Genomic DNA, 18,963 nt, shown 5'->3' with positions numbered 1-18,963 from the left:
GGCTTAAATGAAATTTAAATTCTCCACGGGATAAATTCCGATCTTCCGAATCTATACGGAATATGCTGAGAACTGTCCTCCGGACGGGCCGGAGCTGAAATAAAAACTATTGCCTGAATTTATACTTTAAATTCAAAACGGTCCGGCTGTATCAAGCACAATTTGATGTAGAGTTTCCCCAATTTTTATAACCTATAAGGTAGTCGATGATTTATAATAGTATGCGGATGATTGATATTTTCAAAACCCTCCGGAGGGCGAGCGGGCAAGGATTTCTGGCCCGAAGGGGCAGAAAGAGCGAGCCCGAGGCGGGAGTTGCGGTTTCCTCGCCGGGGAAACCGACAACGATTTTGAAAATATCAATCATCCGCACTCATCAGCAATGAAAACCCTATTCCACTTACCAATCCTGATAACTTATTGTATCTCGAAATGTTAGTAAAATACTTGCCGGATTTTTGGGGGAATTCCTGCAATTTGATAATATGAATCTATATTTAGTATGAGAATCCCAGGCGAATTTTCAGTTAATTTTTATCATGCTTCAACGTAAAACTAAACACCGCGCCCTTCCCCTTCCCTTCACTTTCTCCCCAGACATGCCCCTCGTGACGGAGTATGATATCCTTCACCATTGTCAGCCCTATGCCTGTTCCTTGAAAATCATCACGGGAATGAAGACTTTCAAAAGACCTAAACAGCTTGTGAGAATAGCGCATGTCAAAACCCGCTCCGTTGTCTTCGATAAAGTAGATTTTATTTCCTCCGTGCTCTTTTTCGCCGAATCTTATCTTTGCTTTCTCTTTTTGTTTAGTAAACTTCCAGGCATTCTTAAAAAGGTTTTTTATTACGAGCCGGAGGAGATAGGTGTCTCCCATAGCTATCATCCCATCCTGTATTTCGATTTCCACCCTGCGGGATGAATCAGCGGCGCGCATTTCTGCCGCTATTTCTTTTGCTATATTCCCCAGATAAACCTCTTCGAGGACCATCTTTCTTCTTCCCGCCCGGGAAAGTTTCAGCATGTCGTTCATTGTCTGATTTAACCGCCCGGTAGCGGCCCGCACGCGCTTTAGATAATGTCTTCCGTCCTCATCCATATTGTCACCGTAATCCTCGAGAAGTATCTGGCTGAAACCATCTATAACGTGAACGGGTGAACGGAGGTCATGTGACGCTGAATAAATAAAAGTTTTAAGATCGCTATTCGAGGACATCAGGTCTTCCGTGAGTTTTTTAACCCTTCTTTCCAACTCGATATTGTCCGGGCACACATCTTCTTCCATCTTCCCGGGTTTAGTAATATCCTTAAAAACGCAATAAGCTTGCTTGAAACCCCCTTCATGTTGATAAACAACATGCCCGTCAAATGAAATATCCAGGTAAACTCCTTTTTTGTTTCTGATTTTAAGCTGAACATTACTTCTATATCCGCATTTTTTCAAATTCAAAAACTTTTTCTCAAAACGGGTTTTCCAATCGGGGTGCAGAAACCCTGTAAAATTTTTCCCTATAACTTCTTCGATTCTATACCCAAGAGTGTCAAGCCAAGCGGGATTTACATTTCTGATAATTCCATCTTCAGCGAGGCATTGATAGGGGAGGGGGAGCTTTTCGTATAGTTCCTTGAATTTTTTATTACTCTTATTTAATTCTCTGTTTATCTTTTGCAGCTTTTCTACTTTTGCTGTAAGTTCTTTTAATTTGCTTTCCGGATTTTTCTTCTTAACTATCACCATATTACTTCAGTTATCTCATCACGTTAAAACTCAACCATTGCGGCATTTTTAAAAACATTACGAAGGTTTATACTCTGGTAACTCATTTGTATTTATCGCAAAAAAAGAAGGTAATTCCAACTTTGAAGCAGGAGAGAATTAAAAAATTACAAAAGTTTTACTTTACCTTACCTTTAACCTACAACTGAGCAATTTCTATTCCGGAAAAGATTAGAACAGATTAAAAGACAACAGATAAGATAAATCCGTAGTGGAGTTTCCCCAATTTTTATAACCTATAAGGTAGTCGATGATTTGTAATAGTATGTGGATGATTGATATTTTAAAAACCCTCGCCGAGTGGCGAGCGGGCAGGGATTTCTGACCCGAAGGGGCAGAAAGAGCGAGCCCGAGTTGGTAGAGCGTACTATTTACTCGGCCGGCGGGAAATCGACCACGATTTTGAAAATATCAATCATCCGCACTCATCAGCGGGTTGTTGCTTTATCAGCATTAAAGAAAGGGCCCTCCCGCAGCGGGGAAAGCCCTTTTACGTCTTCTAATATTACAGCGCCTGTATCTATACAGCACCCTGATCTATCATCGAGTCGGCAACCTTTATGAATCCGGCAATATTCGCGCCGTTGACATAATTAACAAAGTCGCCTTCCTTGCCGTACTCTTCACACTGAGCGTGAATCGCCTTCATGATATTATGAAGCTTCTCGTCAACTTCTTCACTAGTCCAGCTGTAGCGCATACTGTTCTGTGACATCTCCAGCCCGCTTACGGACACTCCGCCGGCGTTAGCGGCCTTACCGGGCGCGTAAAGAATCTTGTTTTCAAGATAAACATCCACAGCTTCCGGGGTACTGGGCATATTGGCGCCTTCAGAAACACAAAAACAACCATTGTCGACGAGGGTCTTTGCATCCTCGGCGTTAATCTCGTTCTGAGTGGCGCTGGGAAGCGCGACATCACATTTTACATGCCATGGGCGTTTGCCCTCATGATATTCAACGCCGTACTTTGCGGCATACTCCTTAATGCGTCCTCTCTTGACATTCTTAAGCTCCTTAACAAACTCGAGCTTTTCCTCATCTATCCCGTCCGGATCATGAATCATGCCGCTTGAATCTGAAAGTGTGACCACCTTCGCTCCAAGGTGTATGCATTTTTCAGTGGCGTACTGCGCGACATTTCCAGAACCCGATACAGCGCAGGTCTTACCTTCTATAGAATCACCTTTTGTCTTGAGCATCTCTTCAGCGAAGTATACCTGCCCATAACCTGTAGCCTCAGGACGGATAAGGCTTCCACCCCAGTTACGGCCCTTACCTGTCAGAACGCCGGTAAATTCACCTCTGATCCTTTTGTACTGACCAAACAGAAATCCGATCTCACGGGCGCCGACTCCTATATCACCGGCGGGAACATCTGTGTTGCTGCCAATATATTTACACAGTTCTGTCATGAAAGACTGACAGAAACGCATAACCTCATTGTCGGATTTGCCCTTCGGGTCAAAATCGGATCCGCCTTTTCCTCCTCCCATAGGAAGGGTGGTAAGAGCATTTTTGAATACTTGTTCAAACGCGAGAAACTTCAGGATGCCGAGATTAACCGTGGGATGGAAACGAAGCCCCCCCTTGTAAGGGCCGATCGCGCTATTCATCTGAACTCTGAACCCGCGGTTTATCTGAATGTCGCCTTTATCATCAAGCCAGGGCACACGAAACATAAAAACACGTTCCGGTTCCGCTATTCTTTCCAGTACTTTAGCTTCTTTATATTTAGGGTTTTCTTCCATGAAAGGTATAAGTGAAGTTGCCACTTCATGTACCGCCTGATGAAACTCAGGCTGATTCGGATCACGGGCCTTTATCTTCTCCATAAAGGCCTCTACAGCATTAGACATCTGCGCCTCCTTCTAAGAGCTGATGGCAAAGAATTAACTCTCATAACCCCGCGATAAAAATACCCCAGGGGACAGGAATAATATATGATTAAGGGACGAAGTGTCAAGTTGTTTCCGGAATTTCTGAAATAGTAAATTATAATGAATTAAGTGAGCCTAAAACATCCCGCTTGCCCCTTATAACTTATTATTATATAACAATATATAACACTTCTTTATCTGACACATACCTTCTTGATTATCCCCTTTACGGGGCTTTTTGATGTACTAATCGAGGAAAACCCGGTAGAGCTCGTAAAATATCATAAGAATTTCTTAAACTGTAACTTATCAAGCTCCCGGAACCTTTAAAAAAGTTAAGATAGAACAAGCTGAGAAGGTTTATGACAGAGTCAGAGGGACCTGTTCAAGCGGGTCGATTCGATATCACGCGGTCACATCCGGGTCAAGCCTCAATCCTTAATCGGATATTCTTTCCCCATCAGAGCTTTCAATTCCTCGGCGGTATACGGTTTTGCTATAGCGCCGGTTAATCCGTGTTGCGCGTAATCGGTGATTATCGGATCGCTTGAAAATCCAGTTGATATGTATATTCTCGCTTTTGGATCATATTTTAAAATTGCCTTTGCCGCCTCGAGCCCCCCCATCCCTTCGGGGACTTTTAAATCCAGAATGACCATACTGTAACCGTCCCCCTCTTCCATATATTTTCTGATTGCCTCCTCGCCGTCCGAGGCAACATCACACTCCACCCCTAAACTTTCGAGCATCAGGGAGACAACCCTGCGAAGCAATTTCTCATCATCCATAAAGAGAATTTTTCCCTTAACGAATCCCATATACACCAACCCCCATAAGTGCAATCAATTAAACAGGAATTCTATCTAGATGTTATCATATACTGCGCCCCAAGTGATTTGAATTTACCATAACGCGCAATCTATGTCTACACTGAAATTGAAAAACAGGGTAATTTCCTTTTTACATCCCCGTCTGTTTAACCCTATACTTCAGTAATGAAGTCGAGACAGATTAAATAGATCACCGCGTTCAAACACCGCGGCGTATGGAGGGAAATATGCGAAACAGTTCTCTTTTCAAGGAATGGGGAATCTTTCACAAGGGCACCGGAAGAAAGAGGCTTAAGTACAGCTTTGCCAACCACCTCGAATATTCTCTTTCAAAGGATAAGTTCACCGCTACCACGCGCGACCTGTATTACTCCCTGGCCCTTTCAGTCAGAGACAGGATAATCGAGCAGTGGATTAACACTCAGCAGCAGTACCACGAAAATGACGTTAAAAGGATATATTATTTATCCGCGGAATACCTTATCGGAAGAACACTCACTAATAATCTTATAAACCTGGATATGTATGAAAACGCTAAAATGGCTATGGCCGATCTTAATATGGATTTGCTTGAACTCGCGGAGGAAGAAATCGAACCGGGGCTCGGAAACGGAGGGCTCGGAAGGCTTGCCGCTTGTTTCCTTGATTCAATGGCGACTCTTGAGATACCTTCTCACGGTTATGGAATCAGATATGAATTTGGAATATTCCGGCAGGTAATCCGTAATCTCGGCCAGGATGAACTGCCGGACGCGTGGCTTAAGAAGGGCAACCCCTGGGAGATAGAACGCCCGGAATACAAATACACAGTAAGATTCTATGGAAAGACAAAAGATACCGCGTGGAGCGACGGAACTAAAAAAACCGAATGGACCGATACAAACAATGTGATTGGCGTAGCCTACGACACTCCAATAGCCGGCTATGACAACCAGACTGTAAATACACTGAGGCTGTGGTCCGCGAGAGCCTCTAATGAATTTGACCTGGACTACTTTCAGCACGGTGATTATTTAAAGGCCGTTAGAGAGAAGAATATCTCTGAGAATATCTCAAAAGTTCTCTACCCTAACGACAATAACTTCGAGGGGAAAGAACTCAGGCTGAAACAACAGTATTTTTTCGTCTCATGTTCCATTCAGGATATAATACGGCGCTATCTGGCGGAACACAGTACTTTCGATCAATTCACCGAGAAGGTAGCTTTGCAGATGAATGACACGCATCCGTCCCTGGCGGTAGTTGAGCTTATTCGCATATTGATAGACGAACATCACCTCGAATGGGAAGAAGCATGGGATATCACTCACGGGACCTGTTCTTTTACGAACCACACCCTTCTTCCCGAAGCCCTTGAGGAATGGCCGGCCGATATGCTGGGTAACCTCCTGCCCAGGCATCTTCAAATCATATTGGAAATAAACAGGCGTTTTCTCCAGCATGCAAGGGCGTTTAAAATTGATAATGATTATCTCAAAAGAATTTCTATCGTCAAGGAAGGGGAGAAAGAAAAGATCCGGATGGCACACCTTGCTTTAGCGGGTTCGCATTCAGTAAACGGTGTCGCGAAATTGCATACTAAACTTCTCAAGGAAACTATCTTCAAGGATTTCGACAATTTATTCCCGGGACGTATTATTAATATTACAAACGGAATCACGCCGAGACGCTGGCTTCTGGCGTGCAATCCCAATTTAGCGGAACTTGTCTCCGGCAAGATTGGTAAAGGGTGGATTAAAGATCTCAAGCAGATCGAGGGAATAGAAAAGTTTTCAGATGATGACGATTTTCATAGCCGGTTTAATAAGATAAAGAACAAAAACAAAAAAGCGCTTACATCAATTACCGAAGATCTGACCGGCGTCAAGATAGATCCCGATTCTATTTTTGATGTGCAGATAAAGAGAATTCACGAATACAAAAGACAACTGCTGAATATACTTAACATAATTACGCTGTGGCTTCAGATAAAGGATGGGGAGGAAAAGAACATTCATCCGAGAACATTTATTTTCGCGGGCAAGACCGCACCAGATTACTATATTTCAAAGATGATAATCAAACTGATATGCCACGCCGCAGAAAAGATAAACGGCGATCCTGAAAACCGGATAAAAGTTGTATTTCTGCCAAACTACAATGTAACGTTAGCTGAGCGGATAATACCGGCGGCCGATCTTTCAGAACAGATATCAACCGCCGGATACGAAGCTTCCGGGACAGGCAACATGAAACTGGCCCTGAACGGAGCCCTGACGATCGGCACACTCGACGGCGCGAATATAGAAATCAAAGAGAAAGTCGGCAAAGAAAATATCTTTATTTTCGGACTTGACGCGGATGAAGTAAAGAAATCATGTTATGATTACGAGCCGCGGGAGTATTACCTTAGAAATCCCCTCTTAAAGAAGACAATCGATCTGATCAAAGAAGGTTTCTTTTCGCCAGACGAGCCGGACCTTTTCCACCCCCTTATAGACAAACTTCTTAACAATGACCGCTTCATGGTTATAGCTGATTTCGATGACTACAGAAAATGCCACCTGAAAACAGGCAGCTTATATAAAGACAGAAAGAACTGGACCAGAAAAGCTATACTGAATGTCTCCAGAATGGGTGATTTTTCATCCGATTACACAATAAAAAGATACAACAGGATGGTATGGGGCGCTAAACCGTTCCACGTCAAATCACCCCTGGATAAAGAGGGAAATCCCGAAGCCCCGGGGGATACTGAAAACTCCCTGTAACCTCAGACAGATTGAGCGCCTGATATAAACCGCAAAAGAGGGGGGTTACGGCCGGACCAGGCTCGAATCAGCATATTCTATATCTGCTTCGGCCCTAAGATCGGCGATATAATTATTTATTACCTCGTTTTTCTCCATCCCTTCCAGGTAGGTTGTTATATTCTCTCTGGCCTCTTCAAATGAAACCGTTTGGGCTTCCTTTTTATCATTAACCTTTATTATATGGTAGCCGAAACGAGTTTCCACGATATCGCTGATTTCACCCTTATCCATCGAGAATGCGGCTTCCGAAAAGGGTTGGACCATATCTGTTTTACTGAAGAACCCGAGATTTCCACCCTTCGATTTGGAAGGACCTTCGGAATAAAGAGAGGCGTTTTCACTGAAAGACGCTCCATTTCTTATATCTTTCAGTATTCCTTCGAGTTTTTCCCTTTTCTTCTTCTTCGTTTCGCTGTCGTCCTCTTCATTAACTTTTATGAGGATATGACTCGCGCTTACCTGTTCGGGCTGTTTAAAAATGTCGCGATTTGAATCATAATACTCTCTTACTTCACTTTCCGGCGGAGATTCAATTCCAGCGGTCTGTTTATCAATAAGTTTCTGTATTTTTATCTTCATGGCGAGTCTTTTTTCAAACTCGGCCTCATTCATTCCTAATTCCTTCAATCTGTTCAAAAACTGCTCTTCCGATTGGTATCCAGTCTTTATTTCAGTTATCCTTTCGCTTAGATCTTCTTCGGAAACGGTTATTCCTTCATCTTCGGCGGCCATAACAAGGAGTTCGTAATTAATCATATTAGCAAGAGCCTCTCTCCTGAGCTGACCTCCCATCTGCATACGGTTGTTCCCCTGTCCGGACTTCTTGATCTCGTCTATTTTATCAGAAAGTTCGTTTTCCGTAATATCAACTCCGTTTACTACCGCTACTACTTCAGAAGCATCTGCTGCTTCATCTCCTTTTGTGCCGGCTGAATCAGCATTTTCCTTCTCACCGGAACAGCCATTTAACAAAAACAGAGAAATCATTACACTCACGCAAAAAACAAACATTTTTTTCATATTCTCACTCTTTCATGGCTTAATTAAAAACGGGCAATATAACTACCAGAAAACAAGTGTAAAATTATTTTCTGGAAAAACCTGACCGATTAACTTTATACTACAACCTAACATTGTACATCAGTATTGTCCAGCAGATAGTAGATAAAAAGTTAAGGCTTGAACTGCCCGGAAACAAGAGGCTGAATTCAATGGATGAACCTGAACCGACCTATTATCCTATAGACGGCGTACTTGATCTGCATACATTCGACGCGGCTGAAGTAAAAGATCTTGTGCCTGATTACATTTCAGAATGCCTCAAGAAAAGAATTTATCTGATTAGAATCATTCACGGAAAGGGAAGAGGGGTGCTGAGGAATAAAGTTCGCTCTATCCTCGAGCGTTCACCCTGCGTCCATTCTTTTCGGACAGCTCTGGAGGAAGAAGGAGGATGGGGGGCTACTATTGTACGGCTGGAAGAGAAATGACAAGTTTATCGAGCTTGAACCGGAGGAAGGAATTATCTTCGCGGTGTCCGACCGGCCGCTTATCTCAATCCGGGTATTTCTGCATTCTAAGAGGTTTTTCCAGATTGCTTCTTTTCAAAAGCTGTTCATCGCTGAAGATTTCAAGTGAATTCCCGTCAGCCGCGACTTTTCCTTCAACAAGCACAATCGTTCTCGGACACAGATCGAGCACCATATCAAGATCGTGAGTGGCTATTATCTTGGTGTGCTTGAATGTTTTCAGCAGTTCTATCAATCTCCTTCTCGCTCTCGGGTCCAGATCGGAATTAGGTTCATCCAGAACCAGTATGTCCGGCAAAACAGCAAGAACAGCGGCTATGGAGACAGCCCTCTTCTCCCCCGCCGAAAGACGAGTAGACGACCGGCCTTTAAGATCAACAGCTCCCACCTGGGCCAGGACTTCGTCCACTCTTGCTTCGACCTCATCGGGCGGCAATCCGCAATTAATGGGTCCAAAAGCTATGTCGTCAAAAACAGTAGGCATAAAAAGCTGATCGTCGGAATTCTGGAACACCATCCCCACCGTGCGGCGGACCTCTTTTAACCTGTCTTTTATTACCGGGAGGTCCCCTACTCTCACCTCTCCTCTCTGAGGGAGCACCGTTCCGTTAAGATGACGGAGCAAGGTTGATTTACCAGCTCCATTGGCACCTACAACCGCTACTGATTCCCCGTGTGTTATCCTGAAATCAACACCTCGAAGGGCGGGAGTGCCGTCCCTGTAAGTAAAATGAAGGTTTCTAGCTTCGACAATATGATGACTCATTTAAAAAATCCTCAAGAAGTAACTCCCGATCAACTCGGAAAAATTATATCTCCTCATTAAAATAAAGAGCGCGGGCCAGAAAACAACAAAGAAAGCGTCAGCTGTTCTAAATTTAATACGCCTGTTGAATGTTACACTTCCGTCAAATCCCCTTGCCAGCATCGCGCTGTGAATTCTGTCAGCTCTATCGACGGTTCTCAGCAACAGGTTTCCGAGCAGGCTGCCGAATGTCTTTATCTTCATGTGTCTATCCGAAAAGGATCTGAGGGCGTGAGCCCTCACCATGCGCGCGCCCTCGTCTAGAAGAACGAAAATATATCTGTAAAGGAACAAAAGCTGCATTACAAACAGGGAAGGTACTCCAATTCTCTCAAGGGCCATGCAAACCTTATAGAATCCGGTGCTCGCGATAAGGATAAGGATTGAACCCGCGGTCAGAAAGAATCTTATCAAAATTGAGAAAAAAGAAACCCAACCCGCGGAAATTTCCGCTCCGGCAAGAATGAACGCGGTTTCACGGTCAAATACCGGATTAAAGACAGCAATTAAAACCACAACCGGAGATATTAAGAGAAGCTTCTTCGTTAAATAACCGGCCGGCAGATCCCCCGAAACCAGCAGAAAGAGAGGAAAAGCAAAGAAGGTTACAAGCGCGGATATCTCATATCTGTTGAAGGATAATACAGTGAAAATAAAGAATAGATTGACGATTATTTTGGCACGCGGGTCAAGACGGTGGACCGGAGTATCTTTTTGAGACAACTCTTCCATATATAGAGCGTCGTCTCTGGCTGATCCGATTTTCATAACACTTTGCCCTCAGGCTGAACTGAAAACGCTTATCTTGAAGGTTTAATCTTCCCCCGCATAGTCAATGAAATGAGGAAAGTAAAAATAAGAGTCAACAGTCCTCCCGCTAAACCGGCTATGGTAGTTTCAGAATTAATGTCCGGCCACGCGGCCTCTTCATTGCCGCCGCTCCCGCCAATAGAGTAATCCGGCATGATAGATGTTTTATCCTGAAAAACAGCCAGGTGAGAGTATAAACTCTTTTCAGGCGCTTCAAGCTCCGACCCGCTCGTTCTGTATATCGCCCACTCAAGGCCGTCGGGATTACTGGAGGCAAACCACGAGACAGCTCCTCCAACTACTACCGCGGCTAATACAAAGACCGCGATGAGATTCCTCATGGAAATACTGCCTGAACCGGCGGGCTTTAACCCTCCAAGAATTTCCGGTCTGGTGTTCCACACAAAAATTACGACAGCCGCGGTTACAAGCCCCTCTACAATTCCTATTGCCAGATGTACCGGCTGCATCAATAACACAAATGTGCTCAGCGGAAGACTGCTTATACCTGAAAGCAGTGTTTCTATCACAACACTGAACGCGCCCAGCTGAAGACTGACAACGGAAGCTGTAACAGCAGCGGCAACTATCATTGATTTACCCGGCCTCTTATTTATCATTTTCTTGAAAATCAGAGGATAGGCAATAAAAGCGGGGAAAAAACCCATATTAAATATGTTACATCCGAGAGCGAGTATCCCTCCGTCGGCAAAGAATAGAGCCTGAACGACAAGTACCGAGGAAATAACGATAAATGCCGCGTGAGGACCCAGAATAATCGCGAGAAGAAGTCCTCCGCCGAGATGACCGCTCGAGCCTGTACCCGGTATAGAAAAATTTATCATCTGCGCGGCAAAGATAAACGCGCCGAGGACTCCCATAAGGGGCACTCGGACGCTGTCGATAAATCCCCTCAGTTTCCTGGAACAATACCAGAGAATAACGCCTGTTGTTATCCAAAACATCCCACCTACCGCGGGTGAGACAAGCGCGTCAGACATGTGCATGGAACATCCTTTCATTTGCCCTATAATATCTTAAAATTCTTTGGTTTAATAAAAATGCTAAATTACATGGCAGCAGTCAAGGAAGAAGGATTCACTGTGCATAAAAGGGGCTCGTGTGCTTTTTATTCCGTTATCCTTACGCGAACTGCGGTTTTAAGCCAAAGTAACGATTGAAATAATACCGCGGCGAATATAGTATAATACGGTAACATTTTATCAGTCTGGCTGAGAAAAAACTTTTAACTTACAGATAAGAGGATCTTCGTCTCAGCTTATATAATATATATCTTAACTTTAAGGGGTATGCCAAGCGAGGTGCTAAGATGAAGAGAAACTACATAACAATCATGATTCTTGTTTTATCGCTCGTTTCAAAGATTATTTTCGCGGCGTCTGTTGATGAATATATTAAAAAGGCAAAAGACTTACAGAAATCCGACAAGCTTGACAAAGCCCTTGTTATTCTGGATGACGCTCTTGTTGAATTTCCGGAAAATTCTACTCTTTACGCCTATAAAGGTCTGTATACAGGAATGAAAGCCGGACGGACCGGCAACTTCCTCGAGGCGGGAGAATTGAGCTCAGAATCTTTCAGGCTTCTTGACAAAGCGGTATCGCTCGGCCCTGACAACCATATCGCGCTGATGTTCAGAGGATTGATGTCTGTTAAAGTTCCGGGATTCCTGGGCAAACTGAACGGAGGGATAGAGGATCTTCAGCGTACATGCGAAATCATAAGGCGTTCCCCGGATAAATTATCGATCGAGGATAAGATTCTCACCTGGAATCTTCTCGGAGAAGGGTATAAGAAGAAAGGGGATCTTGATAAAGCCGCGGCTGCCTGGGAGAAAATAATAAAGAACGCCCCGGAATCAAGCGAAGCTGAATCTGCTGAAGCGAGGATTAAAAAACTTAAAATTTCCCTTAAAAATAGAACAGAACCCAAAAAAACGAAGACCAAGCAGCCGCTTTTTGAAACAGATTACAGCTCTGATAAATTATTAAAAAAGGGGGAAGAGACATACAGGCTGAAAGATTATGACAGAGCAAGAAAGATATTTGAAAAGGCGGTTGAAAAAAACCCCCAAAATGCTGAATCCTATATGTGGCTGGGGCTGGCGATTTCAAGACAGGCGGAAAAGGGCTACGATGAAAGAATATCAAGTGACACAGACCTGAGGACTGCCCTTGTTTTTGAATCGATGGAAAATTTTGACAAAGCTGTCGAATTGGCGCCGGACGACGCAAAGCTGAGATTCATAAGAGGATCAATGGGAATTCAGTTTCCCTTCTTCGCCAATAAACTGGAGCAGGGAATAAAAGATCTAAGCATTGTTCTCGAAAGCGATGTTTCAGATTCACTCAAATCGGAAGCAAAGTTCTTGCTTGGCACGGCATATCAGAAGAAGGGGATGAGTTACTGGATAGACCTTGCCGTAAGGCATCCTGAATCCGCCGCCGCCCTGGCAGTATACAATTCCCTGCGCCCGGGGATAAAAAGGACCGATCCCTCGAAACTGGAAAAACCCTGTATGATAATCGATTTTGTTCTGGGATTCAGAGACGAACTTGCCCCTCAAACTGCCGTCTGGATAGAAGATGAAAAGGGAAATTATGTCAACACCGTTTATGTTTCAGGATTCAGCGGAAATGTAAAGAGTACTCAAATTGTGCTTCCTTCCTGGGCTGAATCATCGGATTTTAATAATATTGACGCTGTCACAGCCGCGAGTATAGATATAGGCCATCATATTTACACCTGGGATCTTGTTGATTTTGAAGGCAACCCTGTAAGTAGAGGTTATTACACGGTAAAGGTCGAAGTCTCCCACTGGCCGAGCATGAAATACCAGCTCGCCGAGACCGGAATTAACATAGGCGGGGAAAGCGGCAGGAGCCTTTCTGAAGAAGGGAACTTTATCCCGTATCTTGAAGTCAGATACTTAAAGGATTAGATTCAGCATTCCGCCGACTAGCACTGTTGATACTATCATTATCAGAGCCGATTTTATCATGTCTCTTACGCCGAGTTCCTTCACCATTACAACAAATGTGGCGGCACAGGGAAAGTACATCGTCAAAACCACACTGGCGGTAATAAGCTGTTTTACCGTCAGATCAAGCGGCGCGAGCATACCCACAGCGACATCTTTCCGCAAGAACCCCACAACTAATCCCGCTACAGCACCGTCCGGAAGGCCGAAAATTCCGGAAACAAGGGGATTAAAAATTTTTCCTATGAATTGGATAACGCCGAACGTATAGAGAATATTGATCGTGAACACTCCAACCAGGACCCAGGGTATGGCTTCTCTTACAAACCAGAACACCCTCATCCACACTTTCTTCAGAAGAGCTTTCCAGTAAGGAATACGATATGGAGGTATTTCTATAAAAAGTTCCGGGGCTATACCTTTCATAATCTTATTCATAATAAACCCTAAAATGAACCAAACCATAAACAGAGTTCCGAAAACGATGAACAGCGCCGAGGCTCCTTCTTTACCCACGAGCCCCATAATCATAGCGATTTGCGCCATGCAGGGAACAGATATAGCCATTATCGTAAGAGAGAGAAACCTCTCCCGTTTTGTCTCCATAATTCTCGTTGAAAGAGCTCCCGGCACATTGCAGCCCAATCCGAGGATCATCGGTATTATCCCAAAACCGTGCAGTCCAATCCTGTGCATCGCGTTATCAATTAGTACAGCTAACCTGGGCAGATAGCCGGAGTCCTCCAGGATAGAGAGAGCTAGATAAAAGGATATTATATAAGGCAACACCGCGGCAATTGGAACATAAAGTCCAGTTGTAAGGATGCCGAATGATTCCCCGAAATCGATCTGTCCGTCTACAAGCTTCCCAATCAGAATATTATGCAATACCCCTTTTGAGCTCATAATCCCCGAAAGTTTAATCATAACGGGCAGCCAGATTCTATCGAAGAGAGGGTCGAAGAGATACTTGATAAGTCCCTCGCCGATAAATCTGACAATCTGAAAAGAAAGAAAAAGGACCAGAATTGCAATGGGAATTCCGGAAAACGGCCGCACTGAGAAATCTCCGAATTTTTCGAGCAGGGTATGATGCCTGTGAGTTAGAGTTTGAGTTTTATTTATAATATCGCCTATCTTATTCCACTTTTCTTCCCGCTTACATTCAAATCCGCTCCTCTTTGCTTCTTTTATCCTGTAGACGAGCTCTTTTATTCCCTCGCCTGTTATTCCGCATGTCGAAACAACAGGAACACCAAGTATTCTCTCCAGTTCATTCTTATCAATATTCACACCCGTATGCTGAGCTTCATCCCAGAAATTAAGAGCTATAATAACAGGCACGTCCCTGCTTAAAAGCTGTAAGGTTAGATTCATATTACGCTCGAGATTAGTGGAATCTATCACGTTGACAACTGTAGTTTTTTCTGTTTTATCAGCGCCGGTTATTTCATCAAGAATCCTTACCGCGACTTTCTCAGCCTCTGAAATTGGATCAAGGGTGTATGTTCCGGGGATATCAATAACTTCCTTTTCTCTTCCTTCAACCCTTAAAATCCCCTTACTCAGCTCCACTGTGGTTCCCGGATAGTTGGAAGCTATCACTTTTGCCCCGGTTAAACGGGAGAAAATAGCTGATTTACCGACATTAGGATTGCCCATCAGTAAAATTTTATCCATTCAACTTCCCTCCCGGGGATTATTCGTCTTCAGGTTCTATCAGGATTTTTTTCGCCATACCGAATCCAATCGCCACCCTGGAGTTTCCAACCAGAACCACAACCGGCCCCCTCATAAAATGGCGGCTTACTACCGTCACTCCCACGCCGGGTCTGATTCCCAGATTTTCCAGATTCTTTATAAGTCTAAACCCTCCGTCAACACCGGCTACTATTGCTTTATCGCCAGGCTTAAGGTTAACGAGAGTTTTTGTATCCTTCTTCAATTTTTTCCCTTCCCTAAAATATTAAAACCCTGTTTATAAAAAACTATAAACTACTCCTGAGCGTCTTTTCTGTGACGCTGCTCACTGTGCGGACAGGATTCAACCATTTCAATAAAATCGGCCAGTTTTTTCTGCGTCTCTTCACTGATATAATGTTCGATCCTGCATGTTTCCTCCTGCGCTTCTTTACCGGGAACTCCAAGTATATCAGTTAAGAATTTAAGAAGTATCTCGTGGCGGCAATATATCTTCTTTCCCGCTTTTCTCCCCTTCCGTGTAAGTTCAACATGGCCGTAGCTCTCATGCCTGATAAATTTTTCCTCCTTAAGGAGGTTCAAGGCATGATGAACACTCGGCATACTCACGCCGAGCTCGGAGCTTATATCCTTTACCCTGACAGCGTTCTTACTTTTATCCAGGAGGAATATCGACTGCAGATAATCTTCAGAACTCGGAGTCAGCATATCACCCATTCCGCTCAATTATTAGTTAACTCTAACTTTATTAGATAATACTAACATTTATACTTCCTGTCAACCCCTATTATATTTCTGGAGTTTCCCCAATCTTTATTACCAATCAGGAGATTAATTGATTCGTGAAGTTTGCGGCTGATTGATATTTTCAAAATTTTCGCCGAGTGGCGAGCGGGCAAGGATTTCTGCCCCTTCGGGACGGAAATCCTTGCCTGTCTTCTATTGTTTTATCTCTTTTGATTCCGCGTCTACTTTAAGAACGCCGTCATTTTCACCCTCTCCCATATATAGCGTTACATGAGGGAAAGGTATCTCGATATTTTCCTTGTCGAATCTTTTCTTTACCAGACGGCGGTATTCCCTGGAGGTGCTCCACTGCTCTATCGGTTTCGTCTTGAATCTTACCTTGATATTAATGGACGATGAACCGAAGCTGTCCAGACCTATTACCTCCATCGGTTCCAATATCTTGGGGCCGTAAGTCTCGTCTTTCCTGATCTCTTCGCCGACCTCCTTCAGGATACCGATGACTCTGTCCACATCCTCCTTATAGGCAACACCTATCTCTATCAGTGCCCGCGAGTATTCCTTGGTGAAGTTTGTAACAACCGATATTTCACCATTCGGCACTATATGGACCTTACCTTCGAAATCTCTCATCACCGTTATTCTCAGATTCATCGACTCGACCAATCCCGCTTTGCCCGCTATCTCAACCACATCTCCCACATTCAAATGGTTCTCCAGGAGCATAAAAAATCCGCTTATAATATCCTTCACCAGACTCTGAGCACCGAACCCAACCGCCAGCCCCACGATACCAGCGCCGGCGAGAAGGGGAGTTATATCTATCCCCACTTCCTTCAGGACCATAAGCAAAACGGTAATCAGTATCACTACCTTCAGAGTGGTTTCTATTAAACCGGAAAGTGTCTCAGCCCTTTTGGCTCTTTCGATACCTACCTTTGCGCTCGATGAATATTTTGATAAAAATCTTCTTATTATGATCTTGAAAATTCTGACCGTAATAAAAGCCCCGGCCACAATTGCGGCAATCCTTATACCGCTGGTCAGAGCAAACTGGCTCAATGCCTCAACGAATTCGTTCATACCTACTCCTCCTTAACGAAATGTATCTTCTTCTCTGTATAAGTTTACAACAACCCCCTCCACGGCAATGCCGGATTTTCTATTTAACCTTCCTATTCTACTGAGGTTGATCAGTCCAGCCTCTGCTTTTCAGCATGGTATACAACCCCCCCAGCCCGACAAAAAACATAATTCCAGCCTGAATCCACGTCTTGGGTGTTATATCGGAAACTAAAATCAGCACCGAGGCTGAACAGATAATTAAGATCCCGTAAATAAAGTACAAGGCCTTTCTCGCCCTCATACGTGTGACTGTTGTATCTTCACTGAACAGCTTGTTATAAATCATCAAGCCGAACATCGTCGCTATCCCCAGTATGGAAAAAACCAGCCAGAAATTGCGGAGGGTGCCGCCCACTCCGGGCTGTCCCACGATGGGCGCGAGAAACGCCTTGTACATCTCTCCTCCCACATTGGAGCCTACCAGAGAACCGATCACACCGTAGAGAAAAGCATATCCCATATAGACAGCTTTCTTATCCTCCGGCGCGACCAGCCCTATATAGCTGTAGTACTTGGGATGACAAGTCATCTCTCCTATCGAGAAAACCGCCATCCCCAGAATAAACACCCAGACGTGCTGAGACATGGCAAGGCATAGAAAACCGAGTGACCCGATCAGTATTCCCCCTACCATTGTAGGAAGCGCCTTGAACCTTTTTACAATTATATTTACGAATATTTGAAGAAGGACGATCGTACCGGCATTTATCACGGTAACATGCTCCGCGTCAAACTGAAATCCCTCTATACCTATACGGGAGAAAAAATTATTTACCGGAGTGGGGTCTATGAAATCCCTTAGATACCAAAGCACCGTTCCGAAATTCTGAAAATATATTATCCAGAAACATGAATAGACGAAGATCAGGAGCATAAACCGGGCATCTGAGAGTACGGTCAACGCTCCGGAGAGAACCTCTTTTAATTTCTTGGTACTTTTAGGCTTCGGCGGATCCCGGAAGAGAAAGAGTGTGGGAAGTATCATCAGCGCGCAGTAAATCCCGCTCGCTATAAAAACATATCTCCAGGAAAAACCCCTTAGCCAGCCGGCTATAAGCGGCGCGGCCAGCGCGCCGAGATTAATCATCCAGTAGTACAGGCCGAACCCGAACCCTGATGTTTTCTCGTCGGTTGTCCGGGCAATCGTTCCTGAGACGATCGGTTTGAAAAGTCCGCTCCCGGTCGCCATAAGAAGCAGAGTGGCGAATATAACACCGTACCCGGTCACTTCCCCGGAGAGGAAATAGCCTGCGGAGAGAAGCGAAAAAGCGGCAAGGAGCATCCTGCGGTATCCATACCTGTCTGCCAGAGCGCCCCCTAGAATAGGTACTACATAGGTTACCGCGTAGACCACCCCCTGAAGAAGTCCTACCCTGTCTTCGGCAAACCCGAGACCTCCGCCCACTTTATCGGTAAGATACCGGGCAAGAAGAGCGTTAAGTCCGTAATAAGCGCCACGTTCGAACAGCTCCATCACATTGGCAAGCCAGAAATTCTTCGGGAATGACTTTATCAATGAAATCTTGGATGATTTTTCTTTCATTCTATATCCTCTTCGGCAAAGTTATATAGGGCGGACCCTTTATATGAATATTTATAATAACCAATCCACTTAAAAAAAACAGCTTTTCCATATGGGGCAATCATAACAGGTGATAATATGTTTTTTAAAGAAAAATAAAAACCGGTTCGGAAGGGAATTTCCAATGCAGTATAAATACAGGACAAAATTGCCGGGCGATCGCGGAAAGAAAAACGGTTAGGAAGCAGCTCTCAAGGCTCGAATATAAATAAAAATGGCTCCCCAGGTAGGACTTGAACCTACAACCCTTCGGTTAACAGCCGAATGCTCTACCGATTGAGCTACTGAGGAGCAAAAACAACAGCTACGCTGCTAATATATCAGTAATATATAATAGTATCAAAAAAAGAGTTTGTCAACGCTCAAAAAAGTTTGGAGTTTCCC

15 protein-coding genes and 1 tRNA gene are annotated in these 18,963 nt (G+C 44.2%); 3 read left to right on the top strand and 13 right to left on the bottom strand.

All coding sequences use genetic code 11. From position 1 onward, the window contains the following. Nucleotides 1-527: 527 nt before the first annotated feature. The 3 genes from U5O15_08905 to U5O15_08895 all read right to left on the bottom strand — a co-directional run bounded on the left by U5O15_08905 (nucleotide 528) and on the right by U5O15_08895 (nucleotide 4,475). The gene (locus U5O15_08905; GenBank protein ID MDZ7860760.1) at nucleotides 528-1,736 is read right to left on the bottom strand and encodes an ATP-binding protein; all 1,209 of its coding nucleotides are present in this window, start codon (nucleotides 1,734-1,736) and stop codon (nucleotides 528-530) included. Nucleotides 1,737-2,298: 562 nt separating this feature from the next. After that, nucleotides 2,299-3,636, bottom strand: a complete 1,338-nt coding sequence (gene gdhA / locus U5O15_08900; protein MDZ7860759.1) for an NADP-specific glutamate dehydrogenase — start codon at nucleotides 3,634-3,636, stop codon at nucleotides 2,299-2,301. 452 nt (nucleotides 3,637-4,088) lie between these two features. Then, a complete protein-coding gene (locus U5O15_08895; protein MDZ7860758.1) occupies nucleotides 4,089-4,475 on the bottom strand; it encodes a response regulator in 387 nt (128 codons plus the stop codon). Nucleotides 4,476-4,714: 239 nt separating this feature from the next. Between U5O15_08895 and U5O15_08890 the strand changes: the two genes are divergently transcribed. After that, on the top strand, nucleotides 4,715-7,237 hold the full coding sequence (locus tag U5O15_08890) for a glycogen/starch/alpha-glucan phosphorylase (protein ID MDZ7860757.1): 2,523 nt from the start codon (nucleotides 4,715-4,717) through the stop codon (nucleotides 7,235-7,237). A 45-nt stretch (nucleotides 7,238-7,282) separates the two neighbouring features. On the opposite strand, the gene U5O15_08885 is transcribed toward U5O15_08890, so the two are convergent. After that, on the bottom strand, nucleotides 7,283-8,299 hold the full coding sequence (locus U5O15_08885) for a peptidylprolyl isomerase (GenBank protein ID MDZ7860756.1): 1,017 nt from the start codon (nucleotides 8,297-8,299) through the stop codon (nucleotides 7,283-7,285). Nucleotides 8,300-8,412: 113 nt separating this feature from the next. Here U5O15_08885 and U5O15_08880 point away from each other — a divergent pair, with 113 nt between their 5' ends. Next, on the top strand, nucleotides 8,413-8,769 hold the full coding sequence (locus U5O15_08880; protein ID MDZ7860755.1) for a Smr/MutS family protein: 357 nt from the start codon (nucleotides 8,413-8,415) through the stop codon (nucleotides 8,767-8,769). Between the two features lie 64 nt (nucleotides 8,770-8,833). Here the strand turns inward: U5O15_08880 and U5O15_08875 are convergent, their stop codons facing one another. From U5O15_08875 to U5O15_08865, 3 genes are read right to left on the bottom strand one after another with little or no spacing between them, the layout of a single operon-like run. Continuing rightward, nucleotides 8,834-9,574 (bottom strand): ABC transporter ATP-binding protein, encoded by a 741-nt coding sequence (locus tag U5O15_08875; GenBank protein ID MDZ7860754.1) that lies wholly within the window; start codon nucleotides 9,572-9,574, stop codon nucleotides 8,834-8,836. Continuing rightward, the gene (gene cbiQ / locus U5O15_08870) at nucleotides 9,575-10,381 is read right to left on the bottom strand and encodes a cobalt ECF transporter T component CbiQ (protein ID MDZ7860753.1); all 807 of its coding nucleotides are present in this window, start codon (nucleotides 10,379-10,381) and stop codon (nucleotides 9,575-9,577) included. It lies immediately after the preceding gene. A gap of 32 nt (nucleotides 10,382-10,413) precedes the next feature. After that, a complete protein-coding gene (locus tag U5O15_08865) occupies nucleotides 10,414-11,430 on the bottom strand; it encodes an energy-coupling factor ABC transporter permease (GenBank protein ID MDZ7860752.1) in 1,017 nt (338 codons plus the stop codon). A 323-nt stretch (nucleotides 11,431-11,753) separates the two neighbouring features. Between U5O15_08865 and U5O15_08860 the strand changes: the two genes are divergently transcribed. Next, nucleotides 11,754-13,385, top strand: a complete 1,632-nt coding sequence (locus U5O15_08860; protein MDZ7860751.1) for a DUF2271 domain-containing protein — start codon at nucleotides 11,754-11,756, stop codon at nucleotides 13,383-13,385. Here U5O15_08860 and U5O15_08855 read toward each other — a convergent pair. The 6 genes from U5O15_08855 to U5O15_08830 form a co-directional block, all read right to left on the bottom strand. Then, the gene (locus tag U5O15_08855; GenBank protein ID MDZ7860750.1) at nucleotides 13,374-15,104 is read right to left on the bottom strand and encodes a ferrous iron transporter B; all 1,731 of its coding nucleotides are present in this window, start codon (nucleotides 15,102-15,104) and stop codon (nucleotides 13,374-13,376) included. The two genes, U5O15_08860 and U5O15_08855, sit on opposite strands and share 12 nt — an antisense overlap. A 19-nt stretch (nucleotides 15,105-15,123) precedes the next feature. Further along, a complete protein-coding gene (locus U5O15_08850; GenBank protein MDZ7860749.1) occupies nucleotides 15,124-15,369 on the bottom strand; it encodes a FeoA family protein in 246 nt (81 codons plus the stop codon). 50 nt (nucleotides 15,370-15,419) lie between these two features. Next, nucleotides 15,420-15,842 (bottom strand): metal-dependent transcriptional regulator, encoded by a 423-nt coding sequence (locus tag U5O15_08845; protein ID MDZ7860748.1) that lies wholly within the window; start codon nucleotides 15,840-15,842, stop codon nucleotides 15,420-15,422. 222 nt (nucleotides 15,843-16,064) lie between these two features. Further along, nucleotides 16,065-16,955 carry a mechanosensitive ion channel family protein gene (locus tag U5O15_08840; protein MDZ7860747.1) on the bottom strand — a complete coding sequence of 297 codons (891 nt, stop codon included), beginning with the start codon at nucleotides 16,953-16,955 and terminating at the stop codon, nucleotides 16,065-16,067. 97 nt (nucleotides 16,956-17,052) lie between these two features. After that, on the bottom strand, nucleotides 17,053-18,540 hold the full coding sequence (locus tag U5O15_08835; protein MDZ7860746.1) for an MFS transporter: 1,488 nt from the start codon (nucleotides 18,538-18,540) through the stop codon (nucleotides 17,053-17,055). A 254-nt stretch (nucleotides 18,541-18,794) separates the two neighbouring features. Beyond that, nucleotides 18,795-18,870, bottom strand: a tRNA-Asn gene (locus U5O15_08830). Nucleotides 18,871-18,963 lie beyond the last annotated feature (93 nt).

It is taken from the genome of Candidatus Krumholzibacteriota bacterium (assembly GCA_034520215.1).
Taxonomy (GTDB): domain Bacteria; phylum Krumholzibacteriota; class Krumholzibacteriia; order Krumholzibacteriales; family WJIX01; genus JAGHBT01.
The sequence above is the reverse complement of the archived record's forward strand: the minus strand, read 5'-3'. Positions and strand labels throughout refer to the sequence as shown.

Excerpts from the sequence above, each read along its gene's own strand:
- U5O15_08855 (MDZ7860750.1), bottom strand. The coding sequence starts at position 15,104 with ATGGATAAAATTTTACTGATGGGCAATCCTAATGTCGGTAAATCAGCT.
- U5O15_08835 (MDZ7860746.1), bottom strand. The coding sequence starts at position 18,540 with ATGAAAGAAAAATCATCCAAGATTTCATTGATAAAGTCATTCCCGAAG.
- U5O15_08875 (MDZ7860754.1), bottom strand. The coding sequence starts at position 9,574 with ATGAGTCATCATATTGTCGAAGCTAGAAACCTTCATTTTACTTACAGG.
- U5O15_08895 (MDZ7860758.1), bottom strand. The coding sequence starts at position 4,475 with ATGGGATTCGTTAAGGGAAAAATTCTCTTTATGGATGATGAGAAATTG.
- U5O15_08845 (MDZ7860748.1), bottom strand. The coding sequence starts at position 15,842 with ATGGGTGATATGCTGACTCCGAGTTCTGAAGATTATCTGCAGTCGATA.
- U5O15_08890 (MDZ7860757.1), top strand. The coding sequence starts at position 4,715 with ATGCGAAACAGTTCTCTTTTCAAGGAATGGGGAATCTTTCACAAGGGC.
- gdhA (MDZ7860759.1), bottom strand. The coding sequence starts at position 3,636 with ATGTCTAATGCTGTAGAGGCCTTTATGGAGAAGATAAAGGCCCGTGAT.
- U5O15_08840 (MDZ7860747.1), bottom strand. The coding sequence starts at position 16,955 with ATGAACGAATTCGTTGAGGCATTGAGCCAGTTTGCTCTGACCAGCGGT.
- cbiQ (MDZ7860753.1), bottom strand. The coding sequence starts at position 10,381 with ATGAAAATCGGATCAGCCAGAGACGACGCTCTATATATGGAAGAGTTG.
- U5O15_08865 (MDZ7860752.1), bottom strand. The coding sequence starts at position 11,430 with ATGCACATGTCTGACGCGCTTGTCTCACCCGCGGTAGGTGGGATGTTT.
- U5O15_08860 (MDZ7860751.1), top strand. The coding sequence starts at position 11,754 with ATGAAGAGAAACTACATAACAATCATGATTCTTGTTTTATCGCTCGTT.
- U5O15_08885 (MDZ7860756.1), bottom strand. The coding sequence starts at position 8,299 with ATGAAAAAAATGTTTGTTTTTTGCGTGAGTGTAATGATTTCTCTGTTT.